The sequence below is a fragment of the Pseudomonas sp. H1_F01 genome (assembly GCF_054681425.1).
Window position 1 is genome coordinate 2,380,389 of the sequence record NZ_CP162823.1, and the last position, 17,322, is coordinate 2,397,710.

Consider the following 17,322-nt stretch of genomic DNA (forward strand, 5'->3'; position numbering starts at 1 on the left):
GAGCGCCAACCCTACAACAAATGATCAGTCAGGTGGGTGGGTCTCAGCCAGGTATACCGCAGGAGAAGCTACCAGAGTTCACCTCCGTTCCTGCCAACGCCACAAAATGGGCGAGACGTGGAGGATGGCTAGTGGTGAAGATCAATACGAGATATCTCATCGCCGGAGACGCTGGGGAGAAAGGTTGGATTTGCCTGAAAAACGCACCGTTGGTCTTCGCGCAGTTCCTTCCGCACCCCACGCCCTTAACGGCGGAGGAAGGAAAGGCCTTTCTCAATGCGGATTAACGCAGTAGCCGATACCTGCCAAAAGTATTGCGGCTCCCATGCCTGTTGCGGCTGGGCATCTCGGGGCCCACATCGGCTCGGTCACGCCTGCTGTTGCGAAGAGCTTCGGTTTACCGTCCGAGAAAGGGGTGCTGGTGTTTGGACCTGAGGCAGGCGCTGATATAGAGAAAATGGGGCTCTTGGCGGGGGATGTCATTTTGGAGATCGCTGGCGCGGCTGTGAACAGTCCTGCCGAGGTCACGGCCATCATCGGCCGCATGACGCCTGGGGACAGCGCCTTGATAAAGGTCTGGCGCTATCGGGCTGTGACTGACGTTCGGGTCATTGTTTCTGATGGCAGTAGTGCCGCCGCCCGCCCTTTGTGATCGATGTGACATTGCGCCTGGTTGTTGCTGATCGTCAGTCATAACCGGGTGCCGGTGCTAGAAGAACTCATCCAGAAGCCGATAAAAATAAATTCGATCCTGATCGGCTTCGAGCACTGCGTATCGCCGCAGAAACGGCGCGATCCATTGTTCTCCCAACTCCTCGGCAATGTCCCGAGTTGCCAGCGCCAGGTCCTGATATCGATCCGCGACGCCCAGCCGACCGCAGTCAATGAAACCCGTAAAACGACCGTCATCGACGATGATATTGGGCATGCACGCGTCGCCGTGGGTCACGACGAGATCTTGTTCGGCTGGTTGACGGTTTAGCAATCTTTCAAAGAGTAGGGCGGGGGAGAGTCCCCTGTGCTCTTCGTCCAATTCCTCCTGATCGACAAGCCGGGCTTCCATTCGAACTCGGGCCTTGGCGGTGCAGGTGTCATTGGTCGGCGACTCGTCTAGACCGGGGGTTTATGCCGGGCTGAGGGTTGCCACACAGGGTGTTGGCGACTACCCTGAAAATGTTTGGATTGTTACGAGAAATTTCAAGCGTGGCGATTTTCGATCAACCCACTTAAGGATGAGGTGAACACAATGTTTTCTCATGAAGGTACTGCAATAGAGGTGTTGTTCTTCATTTTTGGCTTTGCCGGGTTTGCCCTGGCACTGTGGTTTGTTCATGCCTATTTCGAGCGAAAGGCTAAAGATGGTGTAAAAAAACAACATTCAGCTCATAGAGGCAGTTGAGCATCGGCTGATGCTGCTCCCCAAGAATTTTTAACCCTCAGAAACAACAAGCCCGCACACTCATGATGAGGTGCGGGCTCTTGATGACCCAAGCCTGCAATCAGAGACGCATGCCTTTGAACGGGTTCCAGCCTTGCTCGCCTTTCACTTCCTTGAGGTAGTAGGCGTAGTTGGCCATGAGTGCGTACATCATCGACAGGGCAATGCTCAGGCCTGTACTCAACGGCCGAGGAAACTCCATGCCGATGATTGCGAAAATCACGCTCAATGCGATATTGATCGCCAGGAAAATACCCAGCAGGGCGAGGTTTTTCTTCCAGAGGCCGAGGACGAACAGGTAGATAGGGCCGAAGAAAAACGCAATCACGTTGGCGTTGATGAGGATTTTCTTCTTGACGCCTGGCAGCGTCTTGACGGCTTCCTTGTAGCGCGGGTCGTTGGGTGCACCATAGGTTTCAAAGAAGTCAAAGCGTTCCTGCCACTTGGCGCTGTATTTACCCGTGCTTTGTACTTGTTCAGTTGTGCTCATTTTGCAAGGCTCCTGCTTTCCATTAGTAATTTTTCTTTCTTCCAAGAAATCCTGTGCTCTGTTTCTAGCGCATTGATTGCTTTGATCTTTGACAAAGGGCGCGAGTGAATCGCCTGAGGTGTTTATTTTGCCGTTTTATGGTCATTGGTGTGGAACATTCCGCACTGGCCACTTGAGCGGTCGCCTGGTCTGTGACGTGCTTCACTCTATTTTTTTCAACGGGGGCGCCGGCCGACTTTCAGGAGCGGCTGACGCTGTCTCCGTAGACACGGATCATGTCCAGCAGGTTCTTGACCCGCAACGGCAGGTTGCCGGCTGGATAGACCGCATGCATGCGCGGGTCTTCACCTGTGCTGGAGGTCAGCTTGTACTCGGGGAACACCCGCGCCAGGCGTCCCGCCGCCACTTCCGGCTCCGCCAGCCAGTCGGCCAGGCGGGCAATCCCGGCACCGGCCAGCGCAGCCTGGAACACCGCCGCGCCGGAACTGAAGCGAAACTTGGGGTGCACGCGAAAGCTGCCGGCCTGGCCCGGCCCACGAAAATTCCATTCCTTGAGAATCCGCGGTGCCGTGTGCAGGATCAATGCGTGCTGTTCCAGCGCCTCGATGGAAGCCGGCAGCCCGCATCGTTCCAGGTAGCCAGGGCTGGCGTAGAGGTAGCGCGAATAGCTCCACAGCGGGTAGCCGATCAGGTCGCTGGATTGTGGAAAGGCGCCGCGAATCGAAAAGTCCAGCTTGCCCTTGACCGGATCGACCGCCGCATCGGTGAAGATCACATCCACGCTGACATCGGGATAACGCTGGCTGTACTGGGCGATCAACCCGGGGATCACCGTGTGGGCGAAGGATTGCGGTGCGGAAAAGCGGATCCAGCCGGTGGCCAGGCCGCTGAGCCCGGCCAGGTCCTCGTCCGCCTCACGTTGCAGATCGAGCATTCTGTAGGCGTGGGGCAGTAGCCGCTCGCCAGCCTCGGTCAGCGTCACGGCATTGGCCGAGCGATTGAACAGCTTGACCCCGCTGCGTTCTTCCAGCCCTTGAATGGCGCGGGTCAGCGAGCTGGGGGAGCGCCCCAGGCTGCGGGCTGCGACGACAAAGCTGCGCTTGCGGGCCACCGTCGCAAAGGCTTCAAGATCAGCCAACATATCCAGCGCCACCGGCTACCTCATTGCACTTTTCACAATATGACATTGCAACACAAAAAAGCCCTTTCCGTTAGCCTTCCCGCTCTCAGCACAAGGACGTAGCTAAACAGGAGCGATGGATATGTCGACGCTGGATGAAACACTCAGAAAAGCAACCGCTCTTGCGGGTGAAGCGACCCACGAATGGCGGGTGCCAAAAGCCCCCCTCTCGACCACCCACCCCTTTATTGCCAGAGCCTGATTCAATGTTCGATATCGTCCTGCTATGTGTCTTCGCCTTCGCCGCCGGCCTGATCGATGCGGCCGTCGGCGGCGGCGGCCTGATCCAGATCCCGGCACTGTTCAATGTGCTGCCCAGCGCCCAGCCCGCAGCGCTGCTCGGCACCAACAAGGTCGCGGCGGCCTGCGGCACGGCCTTTGCTGCGCGCTCGTTCTTGCGCAAGGTGGTGATCGACTGGAGCCTGGTGGTTCCTGCCGCTGGCGCGGCCTTTGTCATGGCCTTCGCTGGCGCGGCGACGGTATCGATCGTGCCGCAGGCACTGATGCGCCCGGCGGTGTTGGTGCTAATCATATTGATGGCGATCTACACCTTCTGGAAAAAGGACTTCGGCAGCCTGCACAAGCCCATGCGCATCGGCACCAAGGAGAAGCTGCTGGCGGTACTGATCGGTGGCGCCATCGGTTTCTACGACGGTTTGTTCGGACCGGGCACCGGCAGCTTCCTGATCTTCCTGTTCATTCGCTGCTTCGCCTTCGACTTCCTGCACGCCTCGGCGTCGGCCAAGCTGGTGAATATCGCCACCAATGTCGCGGCGCTGCTGTTCTTTATCCCGAGCGGCAACGTGCTCTACTTGGTAGCGCTGCCGATGGCGCTGTTCAATATCTTTGGCGCGCTGACCGGCACCTGGCTGGCGGTTCGCAAGGGAGTGCCCTTTGTCCGCGCGCTGTTCCTGGTGCTGCTGGTGATCCTGATCAGCAAGCTGTCCTATGACCTGATCTCGGCGGGTTGAGTTGCCCATTGCCCCGCCAAAAAGTGTTCGGCAAGCAGATTCAGCCCCATACTCTCGGTTTTTGCCCGCAGATATTCAGAAGAGGCCCTGTTTTGTCGAATGTTGAACCCCACCTGCACGCGCTGACGTTGAATCACATCTACGACGGTTTCAAACAGCTGATCCCCATCTCTCTTTTCGTCGTCGTGTTCGGCGTTGCTTTCGGCCTGGCGGCTGCGCAAACGGGCTTGAGTGATACGTCAGCGGTGCTCATGAGCACGCTGGTTTTTGCCGGCGCTTCTCAATTTGCCGCGCTGGACCTATGGGGCCAGCAAGTGCCGGTCGTTCCGCTGATGATCACCGTCTTCGCCATCAACGCCCGGCACTTATTGATGGGCGCGACGCTTTACCCGTGGCTGCGGGAGCTGCCCGTTGCCAAGCGCTACGGTGTCATGCTGGTTGTTTCGGACGCCAACTGGGCCATGGCGATGCAGGCGTTCAGTCGTGGCAAGCCGGGGCTCGGGCTTTTATTCGGCGGCGGCATTGCACTCTGGGTCGCGTGGATCCTGGGCAGTTGGCTGGGGCTTCATTTTGGCAGCGCCATTGAGAACCCGGTCAGTTTCGGGCTCGATATGGTGATGGGCTGTTTCTTGTTGGCGATGGTCGTCGGCGGGAAGAAAAACCTGCGCATGTTCATCATCTGGACCGTGGCGGCCTGCTCATCGCTGTTGGCTTACTGGTACTTGCCGGCGAACAGTCATGTCGTGGTCGGCGCTTTGGCGGGGGGCATTCTGGGCGCGCTGTGGATGGAGAAAAAACAATGAGCATTGAAACGGCGGGTTACGGCACCCTGGTTGTCATATTGATAATGGCCGCAGTGACATTGGCGACTCGGTGGGGCGGTGTTTTCGTGATGTCGTTCGTGCCGATCAACTATCGGGTGCAGCAGTTCATCACGGCCATGTCCGGTTCGGTGTTGGTGGCGGTGTTGGCTCCGCTGGCGGTTAAAGGTGACAACGGCGCGCGCCTGGCTTTGCTGACCACGGCAATCGTCATGCTGACACTGAAAAAACCGCTGCCGGCAATTGCGGCCGGCATACTTGCAGCTGCTTTAGCCAGGCAGTTCTGAAAGGTCGAGTCGCCCGCGAACAAGCGAGCGACGAAACCCCATCAATACCCAGGTCAAAAACTCAGCGCCGCCGCTTCCCCAAACGAGTGATCCTGTACGCCCGTCATGAAGTGCAGCGACATCTCCTGTGGCGCCTCGATGGGTGGAATTTCAAAACTCCCCACCACCTGACCCTGAAGCGCACTCAGCCGCATCGACTCTTCTTCCTTTAACTTTGCCATTCTCGCGTGATTCGCTGCGATTTCGTTGAGAGTTGACACAGTACATCTCCGTTTGCTGACCAAGCATTGATTAATTTGCCGCCGCGTCAGAATTACGTCGTTCTTGGCTGCTGAGACAGGCCAGTGCAAACCCTGAGCCAGACGTGGCCGCCTGTTGGCCCCGATACTCGACAGGTGACGAATGGCGGACAGACGTGCATTGACGTCGGCAACGTTGCAACCATGCCTCAACAATAAGTCACTGATAATACAATCCGGCCCCCCCCCGATAGGGTCAGTCGGTCTCGGCGTTGTAGACGCTTGATCGGTATGTCGAATGCCTGTGCAGCACAACCACTGCGGCTCCGATCAGACTGGTGGCAACCGCCAACAGCAGAATCACCTGCTGCGTTCCAACCGGCGCGGCCAGCACCGCGACCAGCAGGCCCGCGAGCGGTTGCGACAGGTTGTTGAGCAGTGTGATGACGCCGACGGTCTTGCCGAAGTCCTGGGGCGGAATGACTTGCTGGCGGAGGGTGCGGAAGTAGACGTTGAACATTTTGTCGAAACCGACAATCAGCAAGAAACCGACGACGTAGCCCCCTGTGTTCGGACTGAGGGCGGTGATGAAGGCGCCGACGGCAATCAGCGTGTAGGAGAGGGCACCCAGTAGTTTCAAGGGCAAGGTGACCCGAGCCAGGAGAAACAGGATGAGGATGGTGGTGACGGCACCGGCTGCCTGTAAACCTGCGTAGTCATCCTTGTCGGCGCCGTAATGGCCGATGACCATGGCCGCCGAGGTGGCGAGGGTGACGCCGATGATCAGGTTGACGCCCACTGCCAGGCTGATGATCTTTTTCAGTTCCGCCAGGTTGCGAATGTGGCCTAAGGCAATGCGCAGTGGGTTCAGCCAGAGATCGTGATGTTGCTCGAAGGTTTCCAGGGTGACCGAACTGATGCGCTGCCAGTACAGCATCGCCAGGTCCGCCAGCAGGAACAGCCCGGCAATCGCCAGCACCACCCAGTGCCACGCCCACACCTCAAGCAGCAGCGCAGCGATCAGCGGGCCCAGTACCAAGCCGGTCTGGTCGGCGATTTGCGAGTAGGACAGGGTCTTGGTGTAGGTGTAGTGCTTGAAGATGTACGGCATCACCACTTCGCGGGCCATGATGCCCTGCGTGGTCAGCACGCCGCACAGGGTCGAGAGCGCGACGATCCAATAGATACCGCCGAAGACACCATAGAGCACGACCGTCACCCCGCAGGCGACGGCGCGATAGACCTGGCTGATGTGCAGGATGCGAATCGGCGAAAACTTGTCGCACAGCGCGCCGCAGATGGGGAACGCCAGATAGCGTGGCAAGGACTCGACGAAGAACGCCAGGCCTGCCCAGGCGACGCTGTTGGTGGTCTGGAAAACAATCAGCGGGACGATGAACAGCAAAATCTGGTCGGCCAACCGGGAGAGGAACATCGAGACGAAAAAAGCCAGGTAATCCTTGCGCATGAAACTCCTTGATTGCTGTGTTCAGGTGTTATCCGGTCCAGGCAAACGGCGCTCAGCGTGATATGGAACTAATATCACCGTTAGTCTCTATATCTTTACAGGGGTCATCCCTTTTTTGAGAGAACTGCCATGTTCAAATCGCGCTCGTTGGTTGCTGCAGTGACCTGTTTCGCCCTGGCGGCTGGCCCTGGCATTGTTGTCGCGGACCCGGGCAACGGCAAGGGAAACGCTCAATTCGATCAAGGTCCTGGCCACGGACAGGGAGGCAAAGGCGGGCAGGGCAACAAGGGCGGCCAAGGAAATCCCGGTAACAAGGGTAACCAGGGCGGCAAAGGCAACCAAGGTGGTGGCGGCGGCGATTGGCATAACGGCCCGAGCCTCGACCGCAGCGGCATCCTCGGTGTGATTGGCGGTTATCGCGATTACTGGAGCCCCGGCCCGGCGTTGCCGCCAGGCATCCAGAAAAATCTTGCACGAGGCAAGCCGTTGCCACCCGGTATCGCCAAAAAGCTCGATGGGCGACTGCTGGGGCGGTTGCCGCACTATGACGGCTATGAGTGGCAACAGGTCGGCACGGACCTGATCCTGGTGGCGATCGCCACTGGCATCATCTATGAAGTGCTCAATGGTGCGTTCGACTAAGTCGGAGTAATGCCAATCAGTTAAGCAAAAACACCTGTGGGAGCGAGTATGACCGGGAGAGCCAGGTCGGCTGTCAGGCCGCCTCGCGAGCAAGCTTTGCTCCCACAGGTCTGATGGGTGTACGACCGGGAGAGTCAGGCCGGCTGTCAGGCCGCCTCGCGTCGGACGTTGATCGCGGCGGGCCCACGGAGCAATGCCTTCGTTCAGGCATGCCGAGCCTAAGCGAGGCACCGAGTGGTGGGGCATGTAGCGCTTTGGTTACTTTCGACTGGGCCGGCTTCCGGGCTTTTCGAAAGTGACTCGCCGTCAGGGCGAAACCCTAAGTGGCCGTTACCGCGAAAACGGATATGTACTCAATCAACAAGAGCCAGCCCACTCCCACAGGTTTCGTATCAGCTTTCCAGTTGCCGCAAGCGTTTGTACAAGGTATTGCGGCTGACCCCCAGCCGTCGCGCCAGGTGTGAAATATTCCCGCCCACTGCCTGCAACTGACGGTTCAGGTCCTCTGCATCGTTCAGGTCCACCGTCAGCGGCTCAGGCGTTTCCACCGGTTCCATTTCAAGGTCGACAAAGAAGTCGTCGGGCAGGTGTTCCGGGCGGATCGGCTGCTCCTCGGCCATTGCCAGGGCCACTTGCAGCACGCTGCTGACCTGTCGCAGGTTGCCCGGCCATGGATGGCGCTCGAACAGGTCCAGTACCTCGCGGCTCAGGCCGGCCCATTGGGTCGGTTCGCGGTGGTGTTCCCACAGGCGTTTGAACAGGGCCTGTTTATCGCTGCGTTCGCGCAGCGGTGGCAGTTCCAGGGTCAGGCCGCCGATGCGGTAGTACAAGTCTTCGCGAAACCGCCCCAACTGCACCTGTTCACGCAGCGAGCGGTTGGTGGCGGAGATGATGCGGATGTCCACCGGGAACAGCTCCGCGCTGCCCACCGGCTGTACGCAACGTTCCTGCAAGACTCGCAGCAGCCGGGCCTGGGTCGGCAGGGGCATGTCGCCGATCTCGTCGAGGAACAGCGTGCCCCGGTCGGCCTTGCGGATCAGGCCGATGCTGCCTTTCTGATTGGCGCCGGTGAAGGCGCCTTTTTCATAACCGAACAATTCCGACTCCACCAACTCGGCGGGGATCGCTGCGCAGTTGACGGCAATGAACGGCTGCTTGCAGCGCGAACTGGCCTGGTGCAGGGCTTTGACGAAGACCTCCTTGCCAACGCCGGTCTCGCCGTGGATCAGCAGCGGAATGTCCTTCTCCAGCAAGCGCTCGGCCTGGCGCACGGCTTTCTCCACGCGGCTGTCACCGAAGTGCAGGGTGTTGAGGCTGATGACATGGGAGGCAGGAGCCGAGGTCGGCATGGGCGCGGGCTCGGTAAAGACCCGCGCCTTGATAGACACCTGGCTCGGGCGCCTGAGCAAGCACTGGAAACGATTGCTGCCGGACGCTTGCAAGGCAAACGGCAGGCCGTCGGGCTGGTTCAGCAGTTCCAGCAGCGAGACCTTGAACAGGCTTTCGATGCTGACCCGCGACAGGCTCAGGCCCAGCAGGTTGTCGGCCCGACGGTTGGCGGACAGGACCTGGCCGCTCTCATCGAAGATCAGCAGCCCGGCCCATTGGCTGTCGAGGTTGTTCAGGCCGGTGTTGAAGGTCAGTTGAAAGTGTTCACCGCGAAACAGGTTGAGGATCAGCCGGTTCTCCACGGTCTGGCTCATCATCTTGACCATGCCCAGGGTATGGGAGGGCGGCAGGTAGCTGTCACTGGAGACGTCCAGCACGGCGATGACCTTGCGCTCGGCATCGAAGATCGGCGCGGCGGAGCCGGTCATGAAGCGATTGGCCTTGAGGAAGTGTTCATCGTGCTCGATGTGCACCGCCTGTTCGCAGGCCAGCGCGGTGCCGATGGCGTTGGTGCCGGTGCAGCGCTCCATCCAGCTCGCCCCGGCGCTGAAGCCATGGGCCAGTTTCGGTTCGATGAAGCGCTGGGTGCCCCAGGAGGTCAGCACTTGGCCCTGGTTGTCGGCCAGCATGATCAGGCAGTTGGAGTTGCTCAGGATGTTTTCGTAGTACGGCAGGACTTCCTGGTGGGTGGTCTGCACCAGTGAATGCTGGCTCTCCAGCAACTGGGCGATGCCTTGGGCGGGCAACTGGTCGAAGGCCGGCACGCTTTGATGGTTCAGGCCGAAGGCACGGCAACGGGACCAGGAGGCCTGGATGATTGCCTCGTGAGACAAGGCTGGAGCAGGTGCGGCCATGGGGCACTCTCGCAGGAGCTGTTTTTATTGTTGTGGCAAGTCTCGCACAGACTCCTTGTGCTGGGGCAGATCCAAACACTACTTAAATTGGCTCGCTCCCACTGGTTCAGTGTTGTTCAAAATTGTTCATTGTCAACCCGCTCGTTGTTCAGTTGTTCATTCCTGATTGTTCACTTGTGTTCATCAACGAACGTATTTTTCCTACGGATAAATAGAAATTTTAAACAGATCAATAGGTTGTGGTTTCTGGCACGGCTTTCGCTTTCTAACTCGGGTCGCTTGACTCCAATAATAAAAAGGCCGAGCCATGTCATTAAAGCTTGAGCACATCTGTCGCACCGTCGAAGGCCAGACCTGGATCGACGATGCCAATCTGAGTTTCGAACCCGGATCCTTCAACGTTTTGCTGGGCCGTACATTGTCCGGCAAGACCAGCCTCATGCGCCTGATGGCCGGGCTGGACAAGCCCGACAGCGGCCGCATCCTGATGAACGGCGTCGACGTCACCAAGCGCCCGGTGCGGCTGCGCAACGTGTCGATGGTCTATCAGCAGTTCATCAACTACCCGACCATGACCGTTTTCGAAAACATCGCCTCGCCGCTGCGCCAGGCCGGTGTGTCCAACGAGGTGATCCAGAGCAAGGTGCTGGAAACCGCCAGGATGCTGCGCATCGAGAAATTCCTGCAGCGTCACCCGCTGGAATTGTCCGGCGGCCAGCAGCAGCGCACGGCCATGGCCCGGGCCTTGGTCAAGGACGCCGAACTGATCCTGTTCGACGAGCCGCTGGTGAACCTGGACTACAAGCTGCGTGAAGAGCTTCGCCAGGAAATGCGCGAATTGTTCCAGGCCCGCCACACCATTGCCGTTTACGCCACCACCGAGCCCAACGAGGCGTTGGCCCTGGGTGGCACCACCACGATCCTGCATGAGGGCCGGGTGATCCAGAGCGGCAAATCGTCCTCTGTGTATCACCAGCCGCAAACCGTGCTGGCCGCCGAATTGTTCTCCGAACCACCGATCAATCTCATGCCGGGACGCATCGCCGGCAACGAGGTGAGCTTCGCCAATTTCGTGCACTTCCCGCTGAACGTCGACCTGCGCCCGGTGGGCGAGGGTGAGTTCCGTTTTGGCGTGCGCCCCAGCCACATTTCCCTGGTGCCGAGCAACGACGACGACCTCGAACTGGCCGTGACCGTCGAGGTGGCCGAGATCAGTGGCTCGGAGACCTTCCTGCACGTGCGCAACGAGCATTTCCTGCTGGTGTTGCACTTGCCAGGGGTGCATGAGTACGACGTGGATGCGCCGATTCGCATCTACATTCCGACCCATAAACTGTTTGTCTTCGACGCCCAGGGAAAGCTGGTCCAAGCCCCAGGGCAGCGTATCGCGAGGGTTGCCTGATGGCCGAAATTCGTTTGCAGAACCTCGCCCACAGCTACACCAGCACGCCGGCGGGCCCCGAGGATTATGCGATCCGCGAGATGAACCACATCTGGGAGCAGGGCGGCGCCTATGCACTGCTCGGGCCTTCGGGCTGCGGCAAGTCCACGTTGCTCAACATCATTTCCGGACTGCTGAGCCCTTCCGAAGGGCAGGTGATGTTCGACAGCAAGGTCGTCAACGAGCTGACCCCGGAGCGCCGCAACATTGCCCAGGTGTTCCAGTTCCCGGTGGTGTACGACACCATGACCGTGTTCGACAACCTGGCATTCCCGCTGCGCAACCAGGGCATGGCCGAGGCGAGGATCCACACCAAGGTGCAGGAAATCGCCGAGGTCCTGGACCTGCAGAACCTGTTGGACAAAAAGGCCCGCAACCTCACCGCCGACGAAAAACAGAAAGTCTCCATGGGCCGCGGGCTGGTGCGCGACGATGTGTCGGCGATCCTGTTCGACGAGCCGCTGACGGTGATCGACCCGCACCTGAAATGGAAACTGCGGCGCAAGCTCAAGCAGATCCACGAGCAGTTCAACATCACCATGGTCTACGTCACCCACGACCAGTTGGAAGCCTCGACGTTCGCCGACAAGATCGCCGTGATGTACGGCGGCCAGATCGTGCAATTCGGCACGCCTCGGGATTTGTTCGAGCGCCCCAGCCACACCTTTGTCGGCTACTTCATTGGCAGCCCGGGGATGAACCTGATCGAGGTCACGGCGCAGCCCGGTGGCGTCGGCTTCGGCTCGACTCACTTGCCTCTGTCCGAAACCTTGCAACGTCGGGTCGCCGAAGCCCAGGGCAAAAGCCTGAAGGTCGGTATCCGTCCCGAGTTCGTGCATGTCTGGGACGGCCCTTACGACGATGCGATGCGCGCTGACGTGGTCCACGTCGAAGACCTGGGCACCTACAAGATCCTGACCCTCAACCTCGATGGCGTACCGCTGAAAGTGCGCCTGGCCGAAGACAAGCCAGTGCCCGAAGGCACCGCGTACATCAGTTTTCCGGGCCAATGGCTGATGGTCTATGCCGATGAATACCTGCTGGAACCGTTGAGTGAGGTGCAGCCATGAACAAGGTGCAGAACAACAAGGCCTGGTGGCTGGTATTGCCGGTGTTCCTGCTGGTGGCCTTCAGTGCCGTGATCCCGATGATGACCGTGGTCAACTATTCGGTGCAGGACATCTTCGACCAGTCCAGCCGCTACTTCGTCGGCGCCGACTGGTACAAGCAGGTGCTGCTCGATCCACGGCTGCACGACTCGCTGCTGCGCCAGTTCATCTACTCGGCGTGCGTGCTGCTGATCGAAATCCCCCTGGGCATCGCCATCGCCCTGACCATGCCGACCAAGGGCAAATGGTCGTCCCTGGTGTTGATCATCCTGGCGATCCCGCTGCTGATTCCCTGGAACGTGGTCGGCACCATCTGGCAGATTTTCGGCCGCGCCGACATCGGCTTGCTGGGCTCCACCCTCAATGGCCTGGGCATCAACTACAACTATGCGGCCAACACCATGGACGCCTGGGTCACCGTGTTGGTGATGGACGTCTGGCACTGGACTTCGTTGGTAGCGCTGTTGTGCTACTCGGGGCTGCGGGCGATTCCGGACGTGTACTACCAGGCCGCGCGGATCGACCGGGCTTCCAGCTGGGCGGTGTTCCGGCACATCCAGTTGCCGAAGATGAAGAGCGTGCTGCTGATCGCCGTGATGCTGCGCTTCATGGACAGTTTCATGATCTACACCGAGCCGTTCGTACTCACTGGCGGCGGGCCGGGCAACGCCACCACGTTCCTCAGCCAGACCCTGACGCAGATGGCTATCGGCCAATTCGACCTGGGCCCGGCGGCGGCGTTTTCCCTGGTGTACTTCCTGATCATTCTGTTGGTGTCCTGGCTGTTCTACACCGCCATGACGCACTCCGACGCCAACCGTTGAGGCCCGCACGATGAGCAAGAGAAAGCTGATACCCCTGCTGATCTACATCCTGTTCCTGCTGGTGCCCATCTACTGGCTGCTGAACATGTCGTTCAAGAGCAACACCGAGATCCTTGGCAGCCTGACTTTGTGGCCGCAGGATTTCACGTTCCACAACTACAAGGTGATCTTCACCGACCCGAGCTGGTACACCGGTTACCTCAACTCGCTGTACTACGTGAGCCTGAACACGGTGATTTCCCTGTGCGTCGCGTTGCCGGCGGCCTATGCGTTTTCCCGTTACCGGTTCCTGGGGGACAAGCACCTGTTCTTCTGGCTGCTGACCAACCGCATGGCCCCACCGGCGGTGTTCCTGCTGCCGTTCTTCCAGCTGTATTCGTCCATCGGGTTGTTCGACACCCATATCGCCGTGGCCCTGGCCCACTGCCTGTTCAACGTGCCGCTGGCGGTGTGGATCCTCGAAGGGTTCATGTCCGGGGTGCCGAAAGAAATTGACGAGACCGCCTACATTGACGGCTACAGTTTCCCCAAGTTCTTCACCAAGATCTTCATTCCGTTGATCGGCTCCGGCATCGGTGTCACGGCATTCTTCTGCTTCATGTTTTCCTGGGTCGAGCTGTTGCTGGCCCGGACGTTGACCTCGGTGAATGCCAAGCCGATCGCGGCGGTCATGACCCGTACGGTGTCGGCGTCCGGTATCGACTGGGGCGTGCTGGCGGCGGCGGGGGTGTTGACCATCCTGCCGGGCATGCTGGTGATCTGGTTCGTTCGCAACCACGTGGCCAAGGGCTTCGCCCTGGGCCGAGTCTGAGGAGTCGATGATGGAATGGATGAATTGGACCGTCCCCACGGCGGTGTTTTTCGGGGTTATCGCCTTGTTTCTGGCAGGCATGACCACCTGGGAGTTGCGTTCGCCGAGCATCCCTCGGCGTGGTTTCCTGCCGATTACCACGACCCGTGGCGATCGGTTGTTTATCGGTCTTCTCGGTAGCGCCTACCTGCACCTGCTGGTAATCGGCGCCACCGACTGGAGCATCTGGATAGCGTTCGCGTTGTCTTGGGTGTGGCTGTTGGCAGTGATGCGGTGGGGCTAGTCGCGAAGGTTCGCCGATCAGGCTCTTAAACCCAAACAGGAGGTCTCTATGTTCAATAAAAACAATAAGCTGCGACATAGCGTTTCATTGGCAGCCATGCTGGCACTCAGCGGGCTGAGTGCTGCGGCCTGGGCCGACGCCTATGAAGACGCCGCTAAAAAATGGATCGGCAGTGAATTCAAACCGTCGACCTTGACGCAAGACCAGCAGCTTGAAGAACTCAAATGGTTCATCAAGGCATCCGAGCCGTTTCGCGGCATGAAGATCAACGTGGTGTCGGAAACCCTCACCACTCACGAATACGAGTCCAAGGTACTGGCCAAGGCCTTTACCGAAATCACCGGGATCCAGTTGACCCACGACCTGCTGCAAGAAGGCGACGTGGTGGAGAAGATGCAGACGGTGATGCAGTCGGACAAGAACATCTATGACGGCTGGGTCAACGATTCGGACCTGATTGGTACGCACTTTCGCTACGGCAAGACCGAATCGATCACCGACCTGATGGCCAACGAAGGCAAGGCCTACACTTCGCCAACCCTGGACATCAAGGACTTCATCGGTATTTCCTTCACCACTGCGCCGGACGGCAAGATCTATCAGTTGCCCGACCAGCAATTCGCCAACTTGTACTGGTTCCGTGCCGACTGGTTCGAGCGTCCGGAGCTGAAGGCCAAGTTCAAGGAGAAATACGGCTACGAGCTGGGCGTACCAGTGAACTGGTCGGCCTATGAAGACATCGCCAAGTTCTTCTCCGAAGACGTCAAGGAAATCGACGGCAAGCGTATCTACGGTCACATGGACTACGGCAAGAAAGACCCCTCCCTGGGCTGGCGCTTCACCGATGCCTGGTTCTCCATGGCTGGCGGCGGCGACAAGGGCCTGCCCAACGGTCTGCCGGTGGACGAGTGGGGTATTCGCGTCGAAGACTGCCATCCGGTCGGCTCCAGCGTCACCCGTGGCGGCGATACCAACGGCCCTGCAGCGGTGTTCGCCACCACCAAGTACGTGGACTGGTTGAAGAAGTACGCGCCGCCGGAAGCGGCGGGCATGACCTTCTCCGAATCCGGCCCGGTACCGTCCCAAGGCAACATCGCCCAGCAGATTTTCTGGTACACCGCGTTTACCGCCGACATGACCAAGCCGGGCCTGCCGGTGGTGAACGCCGATGGCACGCCGAAATGGCGCATGGCACCTTCGCCACGTGGTCCGTATTGGGAGCAGGGCATGAAGCTGGGGTATCAGGACGTGGGTTCCTGGACATTCATGAAGTCCACGCCTGAGAAACAGAAACTCGCGGCCTGGCTCTATGCGCAGTTCGTGACGTCCAAGACCGTGTCGCTGAAGAAGACCATCGTTGGCCTGACGCCGATTCGTGAGTCGGACATCAACTCCCAGGCGATGACCGACCTGGCGCCGAAACTCGGTGGCCTGGTGGAGTTCTACCGCAGCCCGGCCCGCGTGCAATGGACCCCGACCGGGACCAACGTGCCGGACTATCCGCGCCTGGCGCAGCTGTGGTGGAGCCACATCGCCGAAGCCGCCAGCGGCGAGAAGACCCCGCAGCAGGCCCTCGATGGCTTGGCCAAGGACCAGGATGCGATCATGACGCGCCTGGAACGCTCCAAGGCCCAAGCCACCTGCGCCCCGAAAATGAACCCCGAGCGCGACGCGCAATACTGGTTCGACCAACCGGGTGCACCGAAGCCGAAACTGGCGAACGAGAAGCCTAAAGGTGAAACCGTGAGCTACACCGAGCTGTTGAAATCGTGGGAGGCAGCACGCAAGTAAAGCCCCAAGCGTGAAAACGAACGGCACCGAAAGGTGCCGTTTTTTTTTGCGTGCGCTTGCACAGTTTTTCCGCGTCGCTCACAGACCTCGCGTACACCACAAATCCCTTGCTCGCGAAGGCGGTGGCACATTCAGCATTGATGCAAGCAGACCCACCGCTATCGCGAGCAAGCTCGGCTCCCACAGGGATCGGCAGTGAGCACTGATCCTGTAAACAACCAAAGAACTGTGTGGAGGGCGATCTGTGGGAGCAAAGCTTGCTCGCGATAGCGGTGTGACAGTCAATGAAGGTATTGGGTGTCAGCCGGGGACCTGTGCGTTAGCCGGCCTTGGCCGAGCTTACCTGGGGGCGTTCGGCCATGGGCGATGGCTTGTTTTTCATCAACGTGTCCAGCGCTTGCCGGTAGTTTTTGCCCGCCAGGCTCATGCTGTTGTTATGCGTGGCCCCCGGCACCAGCAGCAGGCGCTTGGGCTCCCGGGCGGCGTTGAACAGTTGCTCGCTGAAGCGCGGCGGTACGTAGCGATCGGCAGAGCCATGCACCACCAGCAGCGGCATGTTGATCTCGCCGATTTTGTCGATGGAGTCGAATTTCTGCGACAACAACCAGCGCACCGGCAGGGACGTATTCGCCATCGCGGTGGCGACATCGCCCAGGGAGGTGAACGTGGATTCGATGACCAGGCCTCGGACCTGGGCAGCACCATTCTTCGCGGCCTCCTGGCCCAACTGCGCAGCGAGATCCACCGCGACGGCACCGCCCAGAGAATGACCGTAGATCAGCCGCAGGGCCGGGTCCGGTTGCAGTACCTTGAGACGTTCCCAGGCGATGCGCGCATCTTCATAGACGCTGGCTTCCGACGGCAGATCCCCATGGCTTTTGCCAAAGCCACGGTAATCGATAGCCAGCACCGAATAGCCCAGCGCCCTCAGTTGCTGGATACGAAACAACTGGCCGGTCAAATTCCAACGCACACCGTGCAAGTACAGGATGGCCGGCGCATTCTTGCGTTCGGCCGGCCACCACCAACCGTGGATATTTTCCCCGGCCTTGAAGCTCTTGGGCTTGAGATCGAATTCCTGCACGCCGCTGGGAAGCCCACTGAACCAGCTCGCGGTCCCCGGCTCGATGCGAAAGACCAGCTCGCGTTCCTTATGCTGCAGCACTGCACAGCCCACCGGCAGCCCGACCACCATTGCGCTCATGACAAGGAAGGCCAGCCAGCGCCGCCGAAGGCGAGAGAATAAAGGTAAAGGCATCGACGCAATTCGCTACTCGAAACTGA

The 17,322-nt window shown here is 59.5% G+C and carries 18 protein-coding genes and 1 pseudogene; 12 read left to right on the forward strand and 7 right to left on the reverse strand.

What is annotated here, in order from left to right:
• Positions 1–325 precede the first annotated feature (325 nt).
• Positions 326–652, forward strand: coding sequence for a PDZ domain-containing protein (locus AB4O09_RS10975; protein ID WP_013693810.1), 327 nt, complete (start codon positions 326–328; stop codon positions 650–652).
• Between the two features lie 57 nt (positions 653–709).
• Here AB4O09_RS10975 and AB4O09_RS10980 read toward each other — a convergent pair.
• Positions 710–1,078, reverse strand: a pseudogene (locus tag AB4O09_RS10980) (aminoglycoside phosphotransferase APH(3')); the annotation flags it as partial.
• Between the two features lie 168 nt (positions 1,079–1,246).
• On the opposite strand from AB4O09_RS10980, the gene AB4O09_RS10985 reads away from it, so the two are divergent.
• The gene (locus AB4O09_RS10985; protein ID WP_167331291.1) at positions 1,247–1,399 is read left to right on the forward strand and encodes a hypothetical protein; all 153 of its coding nucleotides are present in this window, start codon (positions 1,247–1,249) and stop codon (positions 1,397–1,399) included.
• Positions 1,400–1,499: 100 nt separating this feature from the next.
• Here the strand turns inward: AB4O09_RS10985 and AB4O09_RS10990 are convergent, their stop codons facing one another.
• Together AB4O09_RS10990 and AB4O09_RS10995 are read right to left on the reverse strand one after the other, a co-directional pair.
• A complete protein-coding gene (locus AB4O09_RS10990) occupies positions 1,500–1,928 on the reverse strand; it encodes a DUF2628 domain-containing protein (RefSeq protein ID WP_013693809.1) in 429 nt (142 codons plus the stop codon).
• Between the two features lie 238 nt (positions 1,929–2,166).
• Positions 2,167–3,081: a LysR family transcriptional regulator gene (locus AB4O09_RS10995; protein ID WP_003203776.1), complete on the reverse strand. Its 915-nt coding sequence runs from the start codon at positions 3,079–3,081 to the stop codon at positions 2,167–2,169.
• Between the two features lie 233 nt (positions 3,082–3,314).
• Between AB4O09_RS10995 and AB4O09_RS11000 the strand changes: the two genes are divergently transcribed.
• The 3 genes from AB4O09_RS11000 (at position 3,315) to AB4O09_RS11010 (ending at position 5,187) form a co-directional block, all read left to right on the forward strand.
• Positions 3,315–4,079 carry a sulfite exporter TauE/SafE family protein gene (locus AB4O09_RS11000; RefSeq protein ID WP_003203774.1) on the forward strand — a complete coding sequence of 255 codons (765 nt, stop codon included), beginning with the start codon at positions 3,315–3,317 and terminating at the stop codon, positions 4,077–4,079.
• A gap of 92 nt (positions 4,080–4,171) precedes the next feature.
• On the forward strand, positions 4,172–4,882 hold the full coding sequence (locus tag AB4O09_RS11005; protein ID WP_003203772.1) for an AzlC family ABC transporter permease: 711 nt from the start codon (positions 4,172–4,174) through the stop codon (positions 4,880–4,882).
• Entirely contained in the window at positions 4,879–5,187 is a 309-nt protein-coding gene (locus AB4O09_RS11010) for an AzlD family protein (RefSeq protein ID WP_003203770.1), read from the forward strand. The genes AB4O09_RS11005 and AB4O09_RS11010 overlap by 4 nt, the downstream gene beginning before the upstream one ends.
• A gap of 53 nt (positions 5,188–5,240) precedes the next feature.
• On the opposite strand, the gene AB4O09_RS11015 is transcribed toward AB4O09_RS11010, so the two are convergent.
• Both AB4O09_RS11015 and AB4O09_RS11020 read right to left on the reverse strand, forming a co-directional pair.
• Positions 5,241–5,447, reverse strand: coding sequence for a hypothetical protein (locus AB4O09_RS11015; RefSeq protein WP_027912993.1), 207 nt, complete (start codon positions 5,445–5,447; stop codon positions 5,241–5,243).
• Between the two features lie 235 nt (positions 5,448–5,682).
• Complete coding sequence (locus AB4O09_RS11020) at positions 5,683–6,894, reverse strand: MFS transporter (protein ID WP_003203768.1); 1,212 nt, start codon at positions 6,892–6,894, stop codon at positions 5,683–5,685.
• Between the two features lie 129 nt (positions 6,895–7,023).
• On the opposite strand from AB4O09_RS11020, the gene AB4O09_RS11025 reads away from it, so the two are divergent.
• A complete protein-coding gene (locus tag AB4O09_RS11025; protein WP_003203767.1) occupies positions 7,024–7,536 on the forward strand; it encodes an anti-virulence regulator CigR family protein in 513 nt (170 codons plus the stop codon).
• A 392-nt stretch (positions 7,537–7,928) separates the two neighbouring features.
• Here AB4O09_RS11025 and AB4O09_RS11030 read toward each other — a convergent pair whose 3' ends face one another.
• Entirely contained in the window at positions 7,929–9,779 is a 1,851-nt protein-coding gene (locus AB4O09_RS11030) for a sigma-54-dependent Fis family transcriptional regulator (RefSeq protein WP_003203766.1), read from the reverse strand.
• A gap of 307 nt (positions 9,780–10,086) precedes the next feature.
• Between AB4O09_RS11030 and AB4O09_RS11035 the strand changes: the two genes are divergently transcribed.
• Genes AB4O09_RS11035 through AB4O09_RS11060 form a run of 6 tightly spaced genes read left to right on the forward strand, consistent with a single transcriptional unit; the run spans position 10,087 to position 16,038 of the window.
• Positions 10,087–11,181, forward strand: coding sequence for an ABC transporter ATP-binding protein (locus AB4O09_RS11035; protein WP_003203764.1), 1,095 nt, complete (start codon positions 10,087–10,089; stop codon positions 11,179–11,181).
• Positions 11,181–12,290, forward strand: coding sequence for an ABC transporter ATP-binding protein (locus tag AB4O09_RS11040; protein ID WP_003203761.1), 1,110 nt, complete (start codon positions 11,181–11,183; stop codon positions 12,288–12,290). The genes AB4O09_RS11035 and AB4O09_RS11040 overlap by 1 nt, the downstream gene beginning before the upstream one ends.
• Positions 12,287–13,153, forward strand: coding sequence for a carbohydrate ABC transporter permease (locus AB4O09_RS11045; RefSeq protein WP_003179834.1), 867 nt, complete (start codon positions 12,287–12,289; stop codon positions 13,151–13,153). Before AB4O09_RS11040 ends, AB4O09_RS11045 begins: the two co-directional genes overlap by 4 nt.
• Before the next feature lie 10 nt (positions 13,154–13,163).
• Complete coding sequence (locus tag AB4O09_RS11050; protein ID WP_003203759.1) at positions 13,164–13,964, forward strand: carbohydrate ABC transporter permease; 801 nt, start codon at positions 13,164–13,166, stop codon at positions 13,962–13,964.
• 10 nt (positions 13,965–13,974) lie between these two features.
• Positions 13,975–14,247: a DUF2160 domain-containing protein gene (locus tag AB4O09_RS11055; protein WP_003203757.1), complete on the forward strand. Its 273-nt coding sequence runs from the start codon at positions 13,975–13,977 to the stop codon at positions 14,245–14,247.
• A gap of 48 nt (positions 14,248–14,295) precedes the next feature.
• The gene (locus AB4O09_RS11060) at positions 14,296–16,038 is read left to right on the forward strand and encodes an ABC transporter substrate-binding protein (protein ID WP_003203755.1); all 1,743 of its coding nucleotides are present in this window, start codon (positions 14,296–14,298) and stop codon (positions 16,036–16,038) included.
• Between the two features lie 319 nt (positions 16,039–16,357).
• On the opposite strand, the gene AB4O09_RS11065 is transcribed toward AB4O09_RS11060, so the two are convergent.
• A complete protein-coding gene (locus AB4O09_RS11065; RefSeq protein ID WP_003203753.1) occupies positions 16,358–17,296 on the reverse strand; it encodes an alpha/beta hydrolase in 939 nt (312 codons plus the stop codon).
• Between the last annotated feature and the right edge of the window lie 26 nt (positions 17,297–17,322).

Bases quoted from the DNA above. Each gene is read 5' to 3' on its own strand.
- AB4O09_RS11030 (WP_003203766.1), bottom strand. From the start codon at position 9,779: ATGGCCGCACCTGCTCCAGCCTTGTCTCACGAGGCAATCATCCAGGCC.
- AB4O09_RS10975 (WP_013693810.1), top strand. From the start codon at position 326: ATGCCTGTTGCGGCTGGGCATCTCGGGGCCCACATCGGCTCGGTCACG.
- AB4O09_RS11040 (WP_003203761.1), top strand. From the start codon at position 11,181: ATGGCCGAAATTCGTTTGCAGAACCTCGCCCACAGCTACACCAGCACG.
- AB4O09_RS10990 (WP_013693809.1), bottom strand. From the start codon at position 1,928: ATGAGCACAACTGAACAAGTACAAAGCACGGGTAAATACAGCGCCAAG.
- AB4O09_RS11025 (WP_003203767.1), top strand. From the start codon at position 7,024: ATGTTCAAATCGCGCTCGTTGGTTGCTGCAGTGACCTGTTTCGCCCTG.
- AB4O09_RS11000 (WP_003203774.1), top strand. From the start codon at position 3,315: ATGTTCGATATCGTCCTGCTATGTGTCTTCGCCTTCGCCGCCGGCCTG.
- AB4O09_RS10985 (WP_167331291.1), top strand. From the start codon at position 1,247: ATGTTTTCTCATGAAGGTACTGCAATAGAGGTGTTGTTCTTCATTTTT.
- AB4O09_RS11035 (WP_003203764.1), top strand. From the start codon at position 10,087: ATGTCATTAAAGCTTGAGCACATCTGTCGCACCGTCGAAGGCCAGACC.
- AB4O09_RS11060 (WP_003203755.1), top strand. From the start codon at position 14,296: ATGTTCAATAAAAACAATAAGCTGCGACATAGCGTTTCATTGGCAGCC.
- AB4O09_RS11055 (WP_003203757.1), top strand. From the start codon at position 13,975: ATGGAATGGATGAATTGGACCGTCCCCACGGCGGTGTTTTTCGGGGTT.
- AB4O09_RS11065 (WP_003203753.1), bottom strand. From the start codon at position 17,296: ATGCCTTTACCTTTATTCTCTCGCCTTCGGCGGCGCTGGCTGGCCTTC.
- AB4O09_RS11045 (WP_003179834.1), top strand. From the start codon at position 12,287: ATGAACAAGGTGCAGAACAACAAGGCCTGGTGGCTGGTATTGCCGGTG.
- AB4O09_RS11010 (WP_003203770.1), top strand. From the start codon at position 4,879: ATGAGCATTGAAACGGCGGGTTACGGCACCCTGGTTGTCATATTGATA.
- AB4O09_RS11050 (WP_003203759.1), top strand. From the start codon at position 13,164: ATGAGCAAGAGAAAGCTGATACCCCTGCTGATCTACATCCTGTTCCTG.
- AB4O09_RS11020 (WP_003203768.1), bottom strand. From the start codon at position 6,894: ATGCGCAAGGATTACCTGGCTTTTTTCGTCTCGATGTTCCTCTCCCGG.